The sequence below is a fragment of the Agrobacterium sp. SORGH_AS_0745 genome (genome assembly GCF_030818995.1).
Lineage (GTDB): Bacteria > Pseudomonadota > Alphaproteobacteria > Rhizobiales > Rhizobiaceae > Agrobacterium > Agrobacterium tumefaciens.
In genome coordinates, this window is the sequence record NZ_JAUTBI010000003.1 from 571,621 (window position 1) to 589,691 (window position 18,071).

General features: G+C 58.9%; 14 protein-coding genes and 1 riboswitch. Of the genes, 4 read left to right on the top strand and 10 right to left on the bottom strand.

The annotated features are described in order from the left end of the window. Positions 1-20: 20 nt before the first annotated feature. The 3 genes from QE432_RS12600 to QE432_RS12610 form a co-directional block, all read right to left on the bottom strand. Positions 21-413, bottom strand: coding sequence for a VOC family protein (locus QE432_RS12600; RefSeq protein ID WP_065705148.1), 393 nt, complete (start codon positions 411-413; stop codon positions 21-23). Between the two features lie 91 nt (positions 414-504). Further along, a complete protein-coding gene (locus tag QE432_RS12605) occupies positions 505-2,331 on the bottom strand; it encodes an ABC-F family ATP-binding cassette domain-containing protein (protein WP_025594604.1) in 1,827 nt (608 codons plus the stop codon). Between the two features lie 4 nt (positions 2,332-2,335). Further along, entirely contained in the window at positions 2,336-2,989 is a 654-nt protein-coding gene (locus QE432_RS12610) for a thiamine diphosphokinase (RefSeq protein WP_306624473.1), read from the bottom strand. 90 nt (positions 2,990-3,079) lie between these two features. Continuing rightward, positions 3,080-3,156, top strand: a riboswitch (SAM riboswitch). Between the two features lie 82 nt (positions 3,157-3,238). Here QE432_RS12610 and metA point away from each other — a divergent pair. Both metA and QE432_RS12620 read left to right on the top strand, forming a co-directional pair. Further along, positions 3,239-4,165 carry a homoserine O-acetyltransferase MetA gene (gene metA / locus QE432_RS12615; RefSeq protein WP_306624475.1) on the top strand — a complete coding sequence of 309 codons (927 nt, stop codon included), beginning with the start codon at positions 3,239-3,241 and terminating at the stop codon, positions 4,163-4,165. A 74-nt stretch (positions 4,166-4,239) separates the two neighbouring features. Next, positions 4,240-5,259 carry an aldose epimerase family protein gene (locus QE432_RS12620; protein WP_306624477.1) on the top strand — a complete coding sequence of 340 codons (1,020 nt, stop codon included), beginning with the start codon at positions 4,240-4,242 and terminating at the stop codon, positions 5,257-5,259. 15 nt (positions 5,260-5,274) lie between these two features. On the opposite strand, the gene mtgA is transcribed toward QE432_RS12620, so the two are convergent. Then, positions 5,275-6,021 (bottom strand): monofunctional biosynthetic peptidoglycan transglycosylase, encoded by a 747-nt coding sequence (mtgA, locus tag QE432_RS12625; protein WP_003516563.1) that lies wholly within the window; start codon positions 6,019-6,021, stop codon positions 5,275-5,277. A 135-nt stretch (positions 6,022-6,156) separates the two neighbouring features. Here mtgA and QE432_RS12630 point away from each other — a divergent pair, with 135 nt between their 5' ends. After that, positions 6,157-7,071, top strand: a complete 915-nt coding sequence (locus QE432_RS12630; protein WP_306624479.1) for a polyprenyl synthetase family protein — start codon at positions 6,157-6,159, stop codon at positions 7,069-7,071. A gap of 32 nt (positions 7,072-7,103) precedes the next feature. On the opposite strand, the gene QE432_RS12635 is transcribed toward QE432_RS12630, so the two are convergent. The 6 genes from QE432_RS12635 to QE432_RS12660 all read right to left on the bottom strand — a co-directional run bounded on the left by QE432_RS12635 (position 7,104) and on the right by QE432_RS12660 (position 15,657). After that, a complete protein-coding gene (locus tag QE432_RS12635) occupies positions 7,104-7,766 on the bottom strand; it encodes an OmpA family protein (protein WP_003516557.1) in 663 nt (220 codons plus the stop codon). Positions 7,767-7,832: 66 nt separating this feature from the next. Further along, complete coding sequence (ispG, locus tag QE432_RS12640) at positions 7,833-9,083, bottom strand: flavodoxin-dependent (E)-4-hydroxy-3-methylbut-2-enyl-diphosphate synthase (protein ID WP_003516555.1); 1,251 nt, start codon at positions 9,081-9,083, stop codon at positions 7,833-7,835. 120 nt (positions 9,084-9,203) lie between these two features. Next, positions 9,204-10,394, bottom strand: coding sequence for an MFS transporter (locus QE432_RS12645; RefSeq protein ID WP_306624481.1), 1,191 nt, complete (start codon positions 10,392-10,394; stop codon positions 9,204-9,206). A gap of 12 nt (positions 10,395-10,406) precedes the next feature. After that, positions 10,407-11,207, bottom strand: coding sequence for a DeoR/GlpR family DNA-binding transcription regulator (locus QE432_RS12650; protein WP_306624483.1), 801 nt, complete (start codon positions 11,205-11,207; stop codon positions 10,407-10,409). A gap of 144 nt (positions 11,208-11,351) precedes the next feature. Beyond that, a complete protein-coding gene (gene pyc, locus QE432_RS12655; RefSeq protein ID WP_306624485.1) occupies positions 11,352-14,813 on the bottom strand; it encodes a pyruvate carboxylase in 3,462 nt (1,153 codons plus the stop codon). A gap of 106 nt (positions 14,814-14,919) precedes the next feature. Further along, on the bottom strand, positions 14,920-15,657 hold the full coding sequence (locus tag QE432_RS12660; protein ID WP_306624487.1) for a LuxR family transcriptional regulator: 738 nt from the start codon (positions 15,655-15,657) through the stop codon (positions 14,920-14,922). A gap of 337 nt (positions 15,658-15,994) precedes the next feature. Here QE432_RS12660 and QE432_RS12665 point away from each other — a divergent pair, with 337 nt between their 5' ends. Beyond that, positions 15,995-17,758, top strand: a complete 1,764-nt coding sequence (locus QE432_RS12665; protein ID WP_013636948.1) for a glucan ABC transporter ATP-binding protein/ permease — start codon at positions 15,995-15,997, stop codon at positions 17,756-17,758. The last annotated feature ends 313 nt before the right edge of the window (positions 17,759-18,071 follow it).

Here is an 18,071-nt window from a genome sequence, read left to right on the forward strand (position 1 = left end):
GATTGGCAAGATGGCTGCCGTCAGGCCTGCTGCACCATGTGCACCAGTTCCCAGACATGGCCGTCGGGATCCTGAAAACTACCGGCATACATGAAACCGTGATCCTGAACTGGTTTCCAGGTGTTGCCACCGGAGGCAAGCGCCGTTTCGATCATCCGGTCGATTTCCTCACGGCTTCCCGCTGTGAGACAGGTCAGGACCTCGGTGCTGCGTGTGGCGTCGGCGATATCGCCATTGATGAAATCGCGAAAACGCTCCTCCTGAAGAAGCATCACGAAGATGTTCTCCTCAACGATCATGCAGAGCGTGCGGTCATCCGAATATTCCGGATTGAAGGTGAAACCGAGAGCCGTGAAGAAGCTTCTCGATGTCTCGATATTCTTGACCGGCAGATTGACGAAGATCATGCGCATTTTCTGAACTCCTCCGAACCCGCACAGGAAACGGCAATTCCGCCTCCCTGTCAAAGGTGGATGAGACCTCAGTCAAGAAATCGCGACCAAGTCACCCTTCAATTTCCTCGCGCAGCATCTCCAACTCCAGCCATTCCTCTTCCATGGCTTCGAGCTTTTCGCGCAGCTTTGTCATTTCCTGCGCCAGCGTATTGAAGGTAGCCGGGTCCTTGGTGAACAGATTGGGATCGGCCATGCGCTGCTCACGCTTGGCGATTTCGCCCTGCGCCTTCTCCATTTCCTTTGGAAGGTTTTCGAGCGCAAATTTTTGCTTGAAGGAAAGCTTGCCCTTGGCCTTTGAAGGGTCCTGCGACGCGGAGGCGGAAGGGGCGGTCTTTGCCTTTTCCTGCTTCTCCGCCTTGCGCTTTTCTTCCGCAGCACCCTTGCGTTGCGCCATCATGTCCGAATAGCCGCCGGCATATTCGATCCAGCGTCCGTCCGGCTGGTCCGGATTGGCGGGCGCGATTGTGGAGGTAACGGTACGGTCGAGGAAATCGCGGTCGTGGCTGACGAGAATGACCGTGCCGGAAAAGCCCGCAACGATTTCCTGCAACAGATCGAGCGTTTCGATATCGAGATCGTTGGTCGGCTCGTCAAGGATCAGCAGGTTGGTAGGCCGCGCCAGAATGCGCGCAAGAATAAGACGGGCGCGCTCACCACCGGAGAGGTTGCGGATGGGCGTGCGGGCCTGTTCCGGCTGGAACAGGAAGTCCTTCATGTAACCCGTCACATGTTTCAACTCGCCATTGACCAGCAAATTGTCGCCGCGACCGTCGGTGAGGTAATGAGCGAGCGTATCGTTTGGATTGAGATCCTCACGCTTCTGGTCAAGCGTCGCGATTTCCAGATTGGTGCCGAGCTTTACCGTGCCGCTATCGGGCTGAAGCTGGCCGGTCAGCATCTTCAAAAGCGTTGTCTTGCCGGCACCGTTCGGCCCGACGAGACCGATGCAATCACCGCGATGCACCCGCAGCGAAAACGGGGCGATGATCACGCGCTCGCCGTAAGACTTGGTGATTGCGTCTGCCTCGATGACCAGTTTGCCGGATTCCCGCACCTCCGCAGCCGTCGCCTGCACGCTGCCCTGCGGTCCCTTGTGGCCGCGATAGTCCGCACGCATTGCCTGAAGCTCGCCCACGCGGCGCATGTTGCGCTTGCGTCTCGCGGTCACGCCGTAACGCATCCAGTGTTCTTCACGCTCGATGGCCTTGCCGAGCTTGTGCTGCTCCAGCTCTTCCTCTTCCAGCACCTTGTCGCGCCATTCCTCGAAATGCGCAAAACCGCGATTGAGACGACGGGACTGGCCGCGATCCAGCCACACGGTCGAGGTCGAAACCTTCTCCAGAAAACGCCTGTCGTGCGAGATCAGCACCAGCGCGCTACGCGTCTGCTGCAACTCGCCTTCAAGCCATTCGATGGTGGGCAAGTCCAGATGGTTGGTCGGCTCGTCCAGCATCAGAATATCGGGTTCAGGCGCCATGACGCGGGCAAGCGCCGCACGCCGCGCTTCGCCGCCGGACAGGCTATCCGGATGTTCCTGTCCCGTCAGGCCCAGATGCTCGAGAATATAGGTAACGCGATAGGGATCGTCGCCAGGTCCCAGCCCCGCCTCGGCATAGGCCTGCACAGTGTCGTAACCGGCAAAATCCGGCGCCTGTTCCAGATAACGGATGGTGGCGGAGGGGTGACGGAAAACCTCGCCCGACTGCGCCTCGACCAGACCGGCGGCGATCTTCATCAGGGTCGACTTGCCCGAACCGTTGCGTCCGACAAGGCAGATGCGGTCGCCCGGCTCCACCTGAAGATTGGCGCCGTCGAGCAGCGGGGTCACGCCGAAAGTCAGCTTGATATCATCGAGTTTCAAAATTGGGGGTGCCAAGGCGTCAGGCTCCGGTCAGATCATAAGGGCGGGCGAGCACGATGGCTTTTCCGCTTTTCAGCGAGAAATGCACGGGGCCGCCATTCGCGACATTGGAAATAGTGCGGGAAGAGCCGAAAGCAAGCGGGAAATCCTTGAGAGGATAACGCACATTGCCGATATCGAGCCCCACAAGGTCGGTAAACCCGGCAACGGAAAACAGCGCACCGGGAGGCAGATCAAGATCGAACGACCCTGCCAGCAGCGGGCGGGCCTCCTCTTCGCCGGAGGTCAGCGTAACGTTGAGACCACGCTCAGTAAGCGCCACGGCGTAAAGAAGGTGCTGAAGTGCGTGGTCGCTTCTCGCTCCACCAAGCGCGCCGGCAAGCACCAGAGAACGCGCGCCGCGGGCAAGTGCCTCCGACACCGCAATTTCGCCATCGGTCACAGCCTTTACAGCGGGATAGGGCTGTCGCACCACATCGGGCCAGGCGTCCAGCAGGTCCTTGTCGGTGGAATCGAAATCCCCCACCCAAAGCTCGGGTGTGAGCCCGAGCGGTGCGGCATGGCGCATGCCGCCATCGGCCGCAATCACACGGCTACCCTCAACCGCCGCTTTGAGGCGGTCGGTAACGGTGACATCGCCGCCAAGCAGAATGGTGAAGCGTTCTCTATCCATGCCCTGCCTTATCGCACCTCAGGCAAAAATGGAAAGGCAGAAACCCGATGAAATCAGCCGATATTGATTTTCGTCGGCTTCGGGATTATGAAACGCCTCAGTGGTGATTTGCCGACCGGCTTGCAGCCACTTTAAAGAAGTCGCTAAAGGGTCGAGGAAAAGGGTAATTTCCTGGGACCGGCTGCGATTTCGCTGCCGGTTTTTTTGTTTTCGCAACGTTCTTTACGTCATCCGAAAAGAGAGTTCGACATGCCGATCAAGATTCCCGATACGCTTCCCGCCTTCGACACCCTCGTTCATGAGGGCGTGCGGGTCATGACAGAAACGGCGGCCATCCGGCAGGATATCCGCCCGCTCCAGATCGGGCTTCTCAATCTCATGCCGAACAAGATCAAGACGGAAGTGCAGATGGCGCGCCTCGTCGGCGCATCGCCGCTGCAGGTGGAGTTTTCGCTGATCCGCATTGGCGGCCATCGTGCCAAGAATACGCCGGAAGAGCACCTTCTGTCCTTCTATGAGACATGGGAGGAAGTGCGCCACCGCAAGTTCGACGGTTTCATCATCACAGGCGCGCCCATCGAGATGCTTGATTATGAAGACGTGACCTACTGGAACGAGATGCAAAAGATTTTCGACTGGACGCGAACCAACGTCCATTCGACGCTGAACGTCTGCTGGGGCGCGATGGCCGCCGTCTACCATTTCCATGGTGTGCCGAAATACGAACTGAAGGAAAAGGCTTTCGGCGTCTATCGTCACCGCAATCTCTGCCCCTCGTCGATATATCTCAACGGTTTTTCCGACGACTTTCAGGTTCCGGTATCACGCTGGACGGAAGTGCGCCGCGCCGACATCGAAAAACACCCGGAACTCGAAATCCTGATGGAGTCAGAGGAAATGGGCGTATGTCTGGTGCATGAAAAAGATGGCAACCGCCTCTATATGTTCAACCACGTCGAATATGATTCAACCTCGCTTTCGGATGAATATTTCCGCGATGTGAACTCGGGCGTTCCAATCAAGCTGCCGCATGATTATTTTCCGCACAATGATCCGGAGCTTGCCCCGCTCAACCGCTGGCGCAGCCATGCCCATCTGTTTTTCGGCAACTGGATCAACGAGATATATCAGACGACGCCTTATGACCTCGAAGCAATCGGCAAACTAGCGGCGTAAATTGCGGGATTGCGAATTGCCGGAAAATGACGCAACGTCCGCCGGCAATTCAAAGATATCGGGAGAATGACGCAATGAGCGACGCGGCGGCACGGGAGAATTTCGGTTTCACGGCAACCGGCGAAAAGGTTGAGCGCGTCACCATCTCGAGGGGCGGGCTGACGGCCAAGGTTATCACCTGGGGCGCCGTCATTCAGGACCTACGCCTCGATGGGCACCAGCCGCCGCTCGTTCTCGGCTTCGATACATTCGAGGACTACAAATATTCATCCTATTTCGGCGCCACACCCGGCCGCAACGCCAACCGTATCGGTGACGGAAAATTCTCGATCGACGGGCACGAATACCAGCTGGAACTGAACGAAAAAGGCGTCAGCCACCTGCATGGCGGCAGCGACGGGATGGGCAAACGTAACTGGATGCTCATGGAACACGGCGAAAGCCATGCGGTTCTGCAGATCATCGATCCCGACGGCCGCGCCGGTTATCCCGGCAATTGCACGGTGACCGCGACCTATACGATCCGCGACGGCGGCGTGCTTTCGGTGGTCTATGAAACGGTGACCGACCAACCGACCATCGCCAATATCTGCCAGCATTCCTATTTCAACCTCGACGGTGCTGATACGGCACTTGGACATGAGATCAGCATCGCCGCTGACTTTTATCTGCCAACCAACGACAAACAGATCCCCACAGGCGAAATCCGCTCCGTAGAAGGCACCGTCTTCGACCTGCGCCACCCGACGCCGATGCGGCGAACGGAGGATGGCGAGCAGGTGCTCTACGACCATAATTTCTGCCTTTCGCCCGAGCGTCGCGCCAAGCGCAAGGTTGCCCGCGCCTATTCGCCCGCCTCCGACATTGCCCTTGAGGTTCACACCACCGAACCCGGCGTGCAATTCTATTCAGCCTTCAAGCTGAATGTTCCCGTTCCGGGCCTCGATGGCCGCCATTATGGCCCCTTTGCCGGTTTTTGTCTGGAAACGCAGATATGGCCGGATGCCGTCAATCATCCCGATTTCCCCTTCGCGATCCTGCGTCCCGGCGAGACCCTGCGTCAGGAAACCGACTATATTTTCAAGAAGGGTTGAGGCGGCGGGCTGGGCTCAGTCCAGCACGCATCCCACATAACCGCCCGATGCTCGGGCACGCCGTTCGATAAGGCCGGCAAGCCGTTGCAAACCACGCCCCGGCTTGCTGGCAACGCGATCGATGGGATTGGGTAGGGAAACGGCAAGCAGTGCCGCCTGGCGGGAGCTGAGCTTTGCCGCCGGTACCTTGAAATGGTGCTGTGCTGCGGCCTCGATGCCGTAAATGCCGGGTCCCCATTCGGCAACGTTGAGATAAATCTCCATCATCCGTTTTTTGGACCAGACGAAATCGGCAGCAATCGCCAGCGGCAACTCCAGCCCCTTGCGCAAGAACGAGCGGCCGTTCCAGAGGAACAGGTTCTTGGCCGTCTGCATGGGAATGGTGCTGGCGCCACGAGTGGACGCGCCTTCGAGCGCATTGTTGACCACGGATTGCATCTGGTTCCAGTCAACGCCGCCGTGGAAACAGAATTGTCCGTCCTCGGACATCATTACGGATTGCACAAGGCGCGGCGAAATATCCTCGAGCGGCACCCAGCGCCGGTCATAACCCTGAAGTGTCACCAGATCGGCAAGCATCAGCGTCGAGACCGGCCGCATGAAAGGCAGGGCGTAAACCGGGATCAGCAGATAGGGCAGGATCAGCAACGCCAGCAAGGTCATGATGATACGCTTTGCCAACGTGCGAAAATCCACCTTCGGACTGCTCCGGTCTTCCGCCAGCACGGCGTAATCTGCGTCGCTTTCAGGCGTACTGCTCAATATTCGTCAAAGCCCCGCACCAATCGAAGCCTTTCATATTCCATTGCCGCCTTCAAGGCGAGTCCGGTCAAACAGTTGACCTCAGGAATCACGAAAAGGTTGCCTGACCCCGCGCGCCATGCCAAAGAGCGCGGCATGGACGCTCAGATGACGAATTTCGAAACGAAGCTGCGCGATAACGCGGCACAGACCGAATCCCTGCTTGGTCGCCTGCTTTCCGCAGAGGCGCGTGCGGATGAGATTACGCGCCCGCAAAACCTGCTCGACGCCATGCGTCATGGTGTGCTGAACGGCGGCAAACGCCTGCGGCCCTTCCTGGTCATAGAAAGCACGGCCTTGCTCGGCGGAAATGCCGAAGCAGCCCATCATGTCGGTGCCGCGCTGGAATGCCTGCATTGTTACTCGCTGGTGCACGACGATCTGCCAGCGATGGATGACGACGACCTGCGCCGCGGCCAGCCGACAGTGCACCGCAAATTCGACGAGGCGACCGCCATTCTCGCGGGCGACAGCCTGCTGACACTCGCCTTCGACATTATCGCATCGGACGAAAATCCTCTCGAGGCAGACCGCAAGGCGTCTCTCGTTCTCTCCCTTGCCCGCGCCGCAGGCATCGGCGGCATGGCGGGCGGTCAGGCGCTCGATCTGGCTGCGGAAAAGAACGCACCTGATGAGGCCGGCATTATTACATTGCAGGCTATGAAAACCGGTGCGCTGCTTCGCTTCGCCTGCGAGGCAGGCGCGATCATCGCCGGCAGCGATGTTTCCGAAAGGCAAAGACTGCGCCTCTTCGGTGAAAAGATCGGCCTTGCCTTCCAGCTTGCCGACGATCTCCTGGATCTGACCGCCGATGCCGCCACCATGGGCAAGGCAACCGGCAAGGATGCCGCACGCGGCAAGGGAACGTTGGTGGCACTACGCGGTGAAGACTGGGCGCGCGTCAAGCTTCAGGAACAGGTGGCGGAAGCCTCCGAACTTCTGGCCCCCTACGGCGAAAAGGCCGCAATACTCATCGCGGCCGCCAGATTCATCGCCGAACGGAAAAGCTGAGCCGGTTTCCCGGCTCACCGTTTTTCAGCCAATCAGCCCTTGAGCGGCGAAATCAGCACTTCGACGCGACGGTTCTGGGCGCGGCCATCCGGCGTTGCGTTCGAAGCGATCGGCTGCGAGGGGCCGAAGCCAAGCGTCGAAATACGGCGCTGGTCGACGCCGCGTGCGCCGAGATAATTTGCAACAGACGCCGCACGACGCTCGGAAAGCGCCTGGTTGTGCTGCTGGCTGCCGGTGGAGTCGGTATGGCCGTTGATGTCGATGAGCGTGCGGTTGAACTTGTTCAGCACGATGGCGACGGAATCGAGTGTCTGATAGAAGGGCGGGATGACCTGATCCTGATCCGTCGCGAAGGTGATGTTCGACGGCATGTTGAGAACGATGCTGTCGCCACGGCGGGTAACCGAAACGCCAGTGCCCTGAAGCTGGGCGCGAAGCTCGGATTCCTGACCATCCATGTAATTGCCGATTGCGCCACCGGCGAGTGCACCGATGCCGGCGCCGATGAGGGCTGCGTTGCGGCGACCGACCGGCGAACCGCCGACAGCCAGACCACCGAGAGCACCGACGACAGCGCCGATACCAGCGCCGCCCGCCGTGTTCGACATCTTCTGCTCACCCGTATAGGGATCGGTGGTGGTGCACGCGGAAAGATAGGTCCCGCAAAGGGCAACGATCGCGATTTTTTTGATCATGTGTTTTGATGCTCCGAAGGGTTCAGGCGGTATGACAGTGGAATTTCGGCATTTTCACGGTAGTTTTTACTCCGCCGCATCTTTCCGGCCAAAACGCTTTTCGATGTAATCGATCACAAGCGCTTCAAAATCCGCGGCGATGTTGGGACCGCGCAGGGTGAGCGCCTTCTCGCCATCGATGAAGATCGGTGCAGCGGGGCTTTCGCCGGTTCCAGGCAGTGAAATGCCGATATCGGCATGTTTGCTTTCGCCGGGGCCATTAACGATGCAGCCCATGACAGCAACATTGAGCGCTTCCACACCGGGATATTTTTCACGCCAGATCGGCATGTTCTTGCGAATGTCATTCTGGATATTCTGGGCAAGTTCCTGAAAGACGGTAGAGGTGGTGCGCCCGCAGCCGGGACATGCCGCAACCACCGGAATGAACTGGCGGAAACCCATGACCTGCAGCAATTCCTGCGCCACCTGCACCTCGCGGGTGCGGTCGCCGTTCGGCTCCGGCGTCAGCGAGACGCGGATCGTGTCGCCAATACCGTGCTGCAGCACATAACCCATGGCAGCAGACGAGGCGACGATGCCCTTGGAACCCATGCCGGCTTCGGTAAGACCGAGATGCAGTGCGTGGTTGGAGCGTTCCGACAGCATCGAATAAACGGCAATCAGGTCCTGTACCTGGCTGACCTTGGCAGACAGGATGATGCGGTTGCGCGGCAGGCCGATTTCTTCGGCAAGCTCTGCGGAAATCAGTGCCGACTGGACGATGGCTTCGCGGGTGACCTGACGGGCAGAGAGCGGAAAACCCTCCTCCTTGTTCTTGTCCATCAGCGTCGTCAGCAATTCCTGGTCAAGCGATCCCCAGTTCACACCGATGCGAACCGGCTTGTCATAACGGATCGCCATTTCGACGATTTCGCCGAACTGCTTGTCCTTCTTGTCCTTGAAGCCGACATTGCCGGGATTGATGCGGTATTTCGCCAGTGCTTCGGCACAGGCCGGATGATCGGCCAGAAGCTTGTGGCCGATATAGTGGAAATCGCCAATCAGCGGCACGTCCATTCCAAGGCGCAGCAGCCGTTCGCGGATTTTCGGCACAGCGGCAGCGCTCTCATCGCGATCGACGGTGATGCGCACCATTTCAGAACCGGCCTGGAAAAGTGCCGCCACCTGCTGCACGGTGGCGTCGATATCCGCCGTGTCGGTATTGGTCATGGATTGTACGACGACAGGCGCACCGCCACCCACGATGACGCCCCCTACGTCGACGGCAACGGATGCACGGCGGGGCTTTGGATCGTAATCGGCGTGTGACGTCATGGCGGTCTCTGGAGCTTGCGGCAAGGTCTGGCAATTGAGGTGAAACAAGGGGGCCTGCTTGTCAACACCCAACGCATAAGAGCTTCTACTTTACCGCAATCATGGCAAAATTCGAGACGCCTATTCCTTGCCCGCACCATCCGCATGCCGGGCGAGCCGCGAAAGCAGCAAAACCACCACATGCAACAACGGCAGAGCGAGAAATACGCTGGCGAGGCCGGTATGTTCGGCAATGAAGCCGATGGCCGAGGGTGCTACCAGAATCCCGGAATAACCCATGGTGGTGACGACCGACAGGCCGATGCCGGGTGCCAATCCCGGCATGTTCCCCGCCGCCGAAAAGGCGATCGGCACCATGTTGGAAATACCGATGCCGGCAATCGCGAAGCCGATGATCACAAACGTGGAATTTCCCGCAAGACCCGCAATCAGAAGGCCCGCAATCGACATGACCGAGCAGAACCGCAGGGTATTGACCGCGCCGAACCGGTCGCGCACCAGATCGCCGGCAAAACGCATGGCCGCCATGGTCATGGAAAAGGCCGCGAAAGCGAAACCGGACTGGGACACGGAAGCGCCGAGTTCATTGCGCAGATAAAGGGCACCCCAATCGAGGATCGCGCCTTCCGGAATCATCGAAAACAGCGCCATCAGACCGATAATCCACGGCAAGGGCGTCAGCGGCAAGCGACCTTTCGGACGCTCCTCCTCGGCATGCGGGCGATCCGCAAGAACGCGCGGCCACGCAACGACGAGCAAAACAAGGGCGATGACCGTCAACGCGATCGCATGCCCCTGCACGCCAATGGTCGTGATGAGATAGCCGCCAAGACCGGCACCGATCAGGCCGCCTAGGCTCCAGAAAGCATGGCACGACGACATGATGGCGCGGCGCATGTCACGCTCGACCGCCACCGCATTGGCGTTCATGGCGACATCCATCGCCCCTGTCAGCCCGCCGAACAGGAAAACCGCAATCACACCTGCCCAGATCGTGTCTGCCCAGGAGATGAAAAGCAGTGTCGGCAAGAAAATAGCCGCACTCGCAAGGCTGACCGTTCGCGATCCGAAACGGGCGATCTGGGAACCGGCGATCGGCATGAAAACCAGCGAGCCGACGCCGAAAACCAGAATGATCAGGCCAAGCGCACTTTCACTGAGGGATAACCGCGCCGCAAATTCCGGTATTTTGGGCGCCCACGATCCCATCATGAAACCGTTCATCAAAAACAGCAGGGACACACCGAGCCTGTGCCGCGTCAGATAGGACGAGTGCTTGACCGTCGGCGAAAATGTCGTGGGGCCGTTCATCGGTAATATCCTTCAGACTTGACCGTGAGAGAGTTGGACGGCGTCATCGTCGCCGAAATGAACTTGTACGCCTTTAGCCGATAGCGCCTCGACCAATGTGCGGTCGGCGTCATGTTCCAGCACCAGGGAAAGAGGCGGAGAAAAGTCGTGCACGTGAAACGCCGCCTTGTGGCCCAGCTTTTCCGTGGTGATGGCGGCAACAATCCGCTGGCTGGCGCTGCAGGCAAGCCGCTTGAACACGGCATCCTCGAAAATATCCGCCGACAGGCCGTTCTCCGCCGCAACACCGCAAACGCCAAGAATACACAGCTCGGGCCGCATCAGCTCAAGTTGCCGCAACGCCATGGCGTCGATAGCCGCACCGACGGCCGGATCGACCTTGCCGCCGATCATGATCAAAGCGATATCGGCGCGCCCCGTGAGTTCAGCGGCAATAGCAGGCGTATTCGTTACCACCGTCAATTTGAGACCGGCGGGGATAGCCCTTGCAATGGCCAGATTGGTGGAGCCGGCATCGATAAAGACGACCATGCCCGGCTCAAGCAGCGGAATTGCTGCGCGCGCCAACGAAGCCTTGCGATCGGCATCCTCGGCGATCCGTGTCTTCAGCGGCACCGTCTTGCTATCGGAAAGCAACGCCCCGCCATAGACGCGCAGACACTCCCCGCGCGCCGCCATATCCCGCAGATCCCGGCGGACCGTATCTTCCGAAACGCCGAAATTCTGGGCCAGATCCTGCGCAAGCACGCGGCCGCTTTGCCGCAACTGTGCAAGGATGAGCGCCTGCCGCTCGCTGACAAAATGATCGCTCATCGGGACTCATGCATAAACAGGAACAAACGTGCACGAACATGCATATTTGAGTTTTAGCGAAGGTGCAACAGCAAAACGCCCGCCGGGAGGGCGGGCGTTTATAACGAAAGACAAAATATCGGGGCTAGCGATGCCGTGTGGGCATCATTCCGCGTAAGCGATCAGCAGATCCTTTGCGTCGATCTGGTCACCCGGGCGCACGAGAACCTCGGCGACCTTGCCATCGCGTTCGGCGTGAAGCGCGGTTTCCATCTTCATGGCCTCGATGGAGAGCAGCACGTCGCCGGCCTTGACCTCCTGACCCTGATTGATGAAGACGCGGCTGATGACACCCGGCATCGGCGCACCAATATGCGTGCTATTGCCGAGTTCCGCTTTGCGGCGCACCGCAGAGCCGGATGCGCCATGAGCGCGATCCGGCACCTTGATGCGGCGCGGCTGGCCGTTGATCTCGAAGAACACCGTCACCATGCCCTTATCGTCAGTGCCTGAAGAGGCTTGATTGACGATGACCAGCGTTTTGCCGCGCTCGATATCGGCAAACAGCTCTTCACCGTCCTCCATGCCGTAGAAATACGCATGGGTGGGAAGCACGGAAACCGGACCGTAGGTCTCGGAGGTCAGCGCGAAATCGGTGAACACCTTCGGATACATCAGATAGGATGCGAATTCGAAGTCGTTGACGGAACGCTCGAGTTTGGTCTCGATCGCCTTTCTCTCCGCATCGAGATCGGCATCCGGCAGCAAAGAGCCGGGACGAACCGTATAGGGCGCGTCACCCTTCAGCGCCTTTTTCTGCAGGGCTTCCGGCCAGCCGCCTGGCGACTGCCCAAGATCGCCCTTCAGCATCGAAACCACCGACTCCGGGAAGGACACTTCGCGATCAGGATTTTCCACGTCGGCGACCGTCAGATCCTGGCTCACCATCATCAGCGCCATATCGCCGACAACCTTGGAGGACGGCGTGACCTTGACGATATCGCCGAACATCCGGTTGGCGTCGGCATAGGCCTGCGCGACCTCGTGCCAGCGGCTCTCAAGACCGAGCGAGCGCGCCTGCTCCTTGAGATTGGTGAATTGCCCACCGGGCATTTCATGCAGATAGACTTCCGAGGCAGGGCCCTTCAGATCGCTTTCGAAAGCCGCATACTGGTTACGCGCCGACTCCCAGTAGAACGAGATGCGGCGGATCCATTCGGTATCGAGACCGGTATCGCGTTCCGATCCGGCCAGCGCTTCCACGATGGAACCGAGGCAGGGCTGGGACGTGTTGCCCGAAAGCGCATCCATGGCGGCATCCACCGCATCCACGCCCGCATCGACGGCGGCAAGGACGGTCGCAGCCGCAATACCGGATGTGTCATGCGTGTGGAAATGGATAGGCAGGCTGGTCGCCTCCCTAAGCGCCTTGAATAGCACCTTGGCAGCAGCAGGCTTCAGAAGTCCCGCCATATCCTTGACGGCGATGATGTGCGCGCCTGCACGCTCCAGCTCGGCGGCGAGGTTGGTATAATATTTCAAGTCGTATTTTGGACGCGCAGAATTGAGGATATCGCCTGTGTAGCAGATGGCCGCTTCGCAGAGCTTGTTCTCCTCGGCGATCGCATCCATCGATACGCGCATATTCTCCACCCAGTTCAGGCAGTCGAACACACGGAACAGGTCGATACCGCCCTTCGCAGCCTGACGGACGAAATATTTCACGACATTGTCTGGATAGTTCTTGTACCCAACGCCGTTCGCACCGCGCAGCAGCATTTGCAGCAGCAGGTTCGGCGCACCCTCGCGGATCAGCGCCAGGCGCTCCCACGGGTCTTCCGTCAGGAAGCGCATGGAAACGTCGAAAGTGGCGCCGCCCCAGCACTCCAGAGACAGAAGCTGCGGCAAGGCCTTGGCATAGACGCTTGCGACGCCGGCAATGTCATGGGTACGCATGCGCGTGGCCAGCAGCGACTGATGGCCGTCGCGCATCGTTGTGTCCGTTACCAGCACCCGCTTTTCGTTACGCATCCAGTCGGCAAAGCCCTTCGGCCCCAGCCGGTCGAGCAATTGCTTGGTGCCATCAGGCGTCGGCGCATCGATGTAGGGAACCACCGGCTGTGCCGCATTTGCCGGAGGCTTGACGCGGCCCTTGGTTTCCGGATGCCCGTTCACCGTCACATCGGCAAGATAGGTGAGCAGCTTCGTAGCGCGGTCCTGACGCTTGACCTGTGCAAACAGCTCCGGAGTCGAATCGATGAAGCGGGTCGTATAGGTGTTGTTGCGGAAACTCGCATGGCCAATGATGGCCTCGAGGAAGGTCAGGTTGGTCGCAACACCGCGAATTCGGAATTCGCGCAGCGCGCGGTCCATGCGGCTGATCGCTTCATCCGGCTGCGGCGCCCAGGCCGTTACCTTCACCAAAAGCGGATCGTAATAACGGGTAATGATCGCCCCCGAATAGGACGTCCCGCCATCCAGACGAATGCCGAAGCCGGACGCCGAGCGGTACGCCGTTATACGGCCGTAGTCGGGAATGAAATTGTGCTCCGGATCTTCCGTGGTGATACGGCACTGCAGCGCATGGCCGTTGAGGCGGATATCTTCCTGTTTCGGCACACCCGATTCCGGCGTGCCGATGGCGGCCCCTTCCAGAATATGGATTTGCGCCTTGACGATATCGATGCCGGTCACGACTTCGGTGACGGTATGCTCCACCTGAATGCGCGGATTGACCTCGATGAAGTAGAATTTGCCGGTATCGACATCCATCAGATATTCGACCGTGCCGGCGCCGATATAATTGGTCGCAGCCGCGATCTTTAAGGAATAGGCGGCCAGTTCCTGCCGCTGCGCTTCGCTGAGATAGGGTGCCGGCGCGCGCTCAACCACTTTTTGATTGCGGCGCTGGATCGAACAATCGCGCTCGAACAGATGCACGACATTGCCGTGGGTATCACCGAGAACCTGGCTCTCGACGTGGCGGGCGCGCTCGAGCAGCTTTTCGAGATAGACCTCGTCCTTGCCGAAAGCGGCCTTCGCCTCGCGCTTGGCCTCGGTGACCTCGCGTGCCAGATCCTCCTTTTTGCGGATGGCGCGCATGCCGCGACCGCCGCCGCCCCAGGAGGCCTTCAACATCACGGGATAACCGATCTCTTCGGCCAGCCGCTCCACCTCGGCCATATCGTCCGGCAGCGGCTTGGTTGCAGGAACAACGGGAACATTGACCGAGATCGCCAGATTGCGGGCGGCAACCTTGTTGCCGAGCTGGCGCATCGTATCCGCCGTCGGTCCGATGAAGGTGATGCCAGCCTTGTTACAGGCCTCAACGAATTCGGGGCTTTCGGACAAAAGGCCGTAACCGGGATGGATCGCGTCCGCGCCGGAAAGTCTGGCCACGCGGATGACCTCCTCAATCGAGAGGTAGCTCTCGATTGGTCCCATATCCTTGGCGAGATGCGGACCCCTGCCGACCTGATAACTTTCATCCGCCTTGAAGCGGTGCAAAGACAGCTTGTCCTCTTCCGCCCAAATGGCGACGGTTTTTATCCCCAGCTCGTTCGCTGCCCGGAAAACTCGGATCGCAATTTCGGATCGGTTGGCAACAAGTATTTTCGATATTTTCAAGACGGTCTCCCCACACGCCAAAACAGAATTTCTGCTGCACTGCGGAATTAAGCAGCAAAACCCGGTCTTGAAAAGGGCAATTCGGGAGAGAAGCGTACTGTCGTAACTAGCTCAGCAAGCCGTTACGAAAGGCGAGTGCTACAGTATGCTGCCTGTTCTTGGCGCTGAACCGACGCTGGATTCCATTGATATACCAGTCGACCGTGTGATTGGAGATCGATAGCTGGCGTCCAATTTCGGTTGAGGTCATGCCATCAGCCATCAGCGTCAGCACTTCCATTTCCCGCCTTGTAAGTTCAAGAGCGGAAACATTCGGCGCGTTGTTGAGGTTATGGACCTGACCTGAAAGATCGAGCAGACGCCAGAACACCGCGCGCGTGGCCGCATCCAGCAGCTCAACGTGCAACGAGGGCAATTGCCGGTCCTCGCCGCCAAGGAACACCGCGCCGATGAATCCCGCGCGCCCGTGCACCGGAAAGGCATACCCACCCTGCAGACCGTAACGGCCGGCATCGTGAAAAAACACATTCGCCCTTTTTCGATGCATCGCGCGGGGCAGGCCCTCAAGCGCCTCTTTCCACTGAAACGGCTTGTGCACCATGCCGATCACCTTACGGACGGGATCGACGAGATTATATTTCTTGGCGCGGTAGACCTCGATCCACCCTTCCGGGAGATGTTGTGCGAGAATCTGGCCGGTGGAAGCAAGCTCCCCGGTCATCCGCCGGCTGACGAGGAAATATTCGAAACCATATTCGCGAATAAGTGTTACAAATTCGGAGCGAACACGATCAGCGTTTCTCGCCTGGTAGCACGCAGAGATGAAGTGAAGAATATCATGCATAAAGACACATGCCCGGAGCTTGGCTGGAAGGGATGACATGAAGGACATGGTCCCGCGAGGACGTCATGTTACTCGGGCGCCGGTCGGTTCAGACTGAACATATCGTCGTTAGCAATCCCTGAAACGAACATGCAAAATCTTGTGACGGCGTCCCCTAGAAACATCGGGTTCAGTTTTTTTTCGGTTCGCACGCGTGCTCGGTTTGTTAAGCCGCCATTCAGACTGAAAGAGCGATAATTACACAAATTTCGCCGTCTCATGCAACCTTGCTAAAACAGCATTGTATTGAGACCGAACAATCAACCGCTCGAAACAGACGCTGGACTGGATTGAAAATTTGACTTTGTTTCAGGTTTACACACGCGCCCTGCGCTATCTGACCGTACATAAATGGCGGGTGTTGATCGTTGTAATCGCCAACATCATTCTTGCAGCGATCACCATTGCCGAACCCGTGCTGTTTGGACGGATCATCGACGCCATCTCCTCCGGCTCCGATGTCACGTCCATCCTCATCCTGTGGGCGGGTTTCGGCGTCTTCAACACCGTGGCTTATGTCGCTGTCGCCCGCGAGGCCGACCGGCTGGCCCACGGTCGCCGCGCGACCCTGCTGACGGAAGCCTTCGGCCGGATCATCTCCATGCCGCTCTCCTGGCACCATCTGCGAGGCACCTCGAACGCGCTGCATACGCTTCTGCGCGCCAGCGAGACGCTGTTCGGCCTTTGGCTCGAATTCATGCGCACGCATCTGGCGACTTTCGTCGCGCTCGTACTGCTTATTCCGACAGCCATTGCCATGGACCTGCGCCTCAGCTTCGTCCTGATCGGTCTTGGCATCGTCTACTGGTTCATTGGCAAGTGGGTGATGGGCCGCACCAAGGATGGCCAGGCTTCGGTCGAGGAGCATTATCACAGCGTTTTTGCGCATGTCAGCGATTCCATCAGCAACGTGTCCGTCCTGCACAGCTACAACCGCATCGAGGCTGAAACGAAGGCGCTGAAATCCTTCACCGAAAAACTGCTGAGCGCCCAATATCCGGTGCTCGACTGGTGGGCTTTCGCAAGTGCCTTGAACCGCACTGCCTCCACCGTTTCGATGATGATCATCCTCGTCATCGGCACCGTGCTGGTGAAGAACGGCGAATTGCGCGTCGGTGACGTGATTGCCTTCATCGGTTTCGCCAATCTTCTCATCGGCCGTCTCGATCAGATGCGTCAGTTCGTGACCCAGATTTTCGAGGCGCGCGCAAAGCTCGAGGATTTCTTCGTGCTGGAGGATTCCGTCAAGGAACGGGAAGAACCGGGCGACGCCCGCGAATTGTCCAATGTCTCCGGCACCGTGGAGTTCCGCAACGTCAATTTCGGTTTCGCCAACACCAAGCAGGGCGTCCACGACATCTCGTTTACGGCCAAGGCCGGCCAGACGATTGCCATCGTCGGACCGACGGGCGCGGGCAAGACCACGCTCATCAATCTTCTGCAGCGTGTCTATGATCCGGATTCAGGCCAGATTCTGATCGATGGAACCGACATCTCGACGGTGACGAAGAACTCGCTCAGAAACTCCATCGCCACGGTGTTCCAGGATGCCGGCCTTCTGAACCGCTCCATCCGCGAAAACATCCGCCTTGGTCGCGAATCTGCTACCGACGCGGAGGTCGTGGAAGCAGCAGCAGCTGCTGCTGCGACGGATTTCATCGACAGCCGTATCACCGGCTACCTGACCCAGGTGGGTGAACGCGGCAACCGCCTGTCCGGTGGCGAGCGCCAGCGTATCGCCATTGCGCGTGCTATCCTGAAGAACGCTCCCATCCTGGTCCTTGACGAGGCAACCAGCGCGCTGGACGTGGAAACGGAAGCACGGGTTAAGGCCGCCGTGGACGCGCTGAGAATGAACCGCACGACCTTCATCATCGCCCACCGCCTTTCCACGGTGCGCGATGCCGATCAGGTGCTGTTCCTCGATCAGGGCCGTATCATTGAAAAGGGCACGTTTGACGAGCTCAGCCAGCGTGGCGGACGCTTCACCTCGCTGCTGCGCACCAGCGGCCTGCTGACAGAGGACGAGGGCCAGCCCCGGCCGAAAGCCATCGCCTCCTGACACTCTGGCTTACGGAATATAATAAGGGCGGGCACCGTGGTGTCCGCCCTTTTTTTTTGTCCGTTTTCCAAGGTCTGCGAAGCTGCAGACATGTGCCTTGATAATGCAGGCAAGGACCTAGCCTTAGCCTTAGCCTTGGCCATCAGCATTCAGCGATCCAACAGCGCAGAAACATGGCTCTGTAAAACTGCTCTGCCTGCGTGCCACGTCGAGAGGAGCACGGCTCACATTCTCGTTGGCCCTTGCAAGACCGTCGCGAGGCTGTGTCATTTCTCTCATGAGATGATGCTGGAGATACCCGCCAGGACAAAGC

What these genes read in the sequence shown, in the direction of transcription:
- QE432_RS12610 (WP_306624473.1), bottom strand. Translation starts at nt 2,989, where the DNA reads ATGGATAGAGAACGCTTCACCATTCTGCTTGGCGGCGATGTCACCGTT.
- QE432_RS12635 (WP_003516557.1), bottom strand. Translation starts at nt 7,766, where the DNA reads ATGATCAAAAAAATCGCGATCGTTGCCCTTTGCGGGACCTATCTTTCC.
- metA (WP_306624475.1), top strand. Translation starts at nt 3,239, where the DNA reads ATGCCGATCAAGATTCCCGATACGCTTCCCGCCTTCGACACCCTCGTT.
- ispG (WP_003516555.1), bottom strand. Translation starts at nt 9,083, where the DNA reads ATGACGTCACACGCCGATTACGATCCAAAGCCCCGCCGTGCATCCGTT.
- QE432_RS12600 (WP_065705148.1), bottom strand. Translation starts at nt 413, where the DNA reads ATGCGCATGATCTTCGTCAATCTGCCGGTCAAGAATATCGAGACATCG.
- QE432_RS12645 (WP_306624481.1), bottom strand. Translation starts at nt 10,394, where the DNA reads ATGAACGGCCCCACGACATTTTCGCCGACGGTCAAGCACTCGTCCTAT.
- QE432_RS12620 (WP_306624477.1), top strand. Translation starts at nt 4,240, where the DNA reads ATGAGCGACGCGGCGGCACGGGAGAATTTCGGTTTCACGGCAACCGGC.
- QE432_RS12650 (WP_306624483.1), bottom strand. Translation starts at nt 11,207, where the DNA reads ATGAGCGATCATTTTGTCAGCGAGCGGCAGGCGCTCATCCTTGCACAG.
- QE432_RS12660 (WP_306624487.1), bottom strand. Translation starts at nt 15,657, where the DNA reads ATGCATGATATTCTTCACTTCATCTCTGCGTGCTACCAGGCGAGAAAC.
- QE432_RS12630 (WP_306624479.1), top strand. Translation starts at nt 6,157, where the DNA reads ATGGACGCTCAGATGACGAATTTCGAAACGAAGCTGCGCGATAACGCG.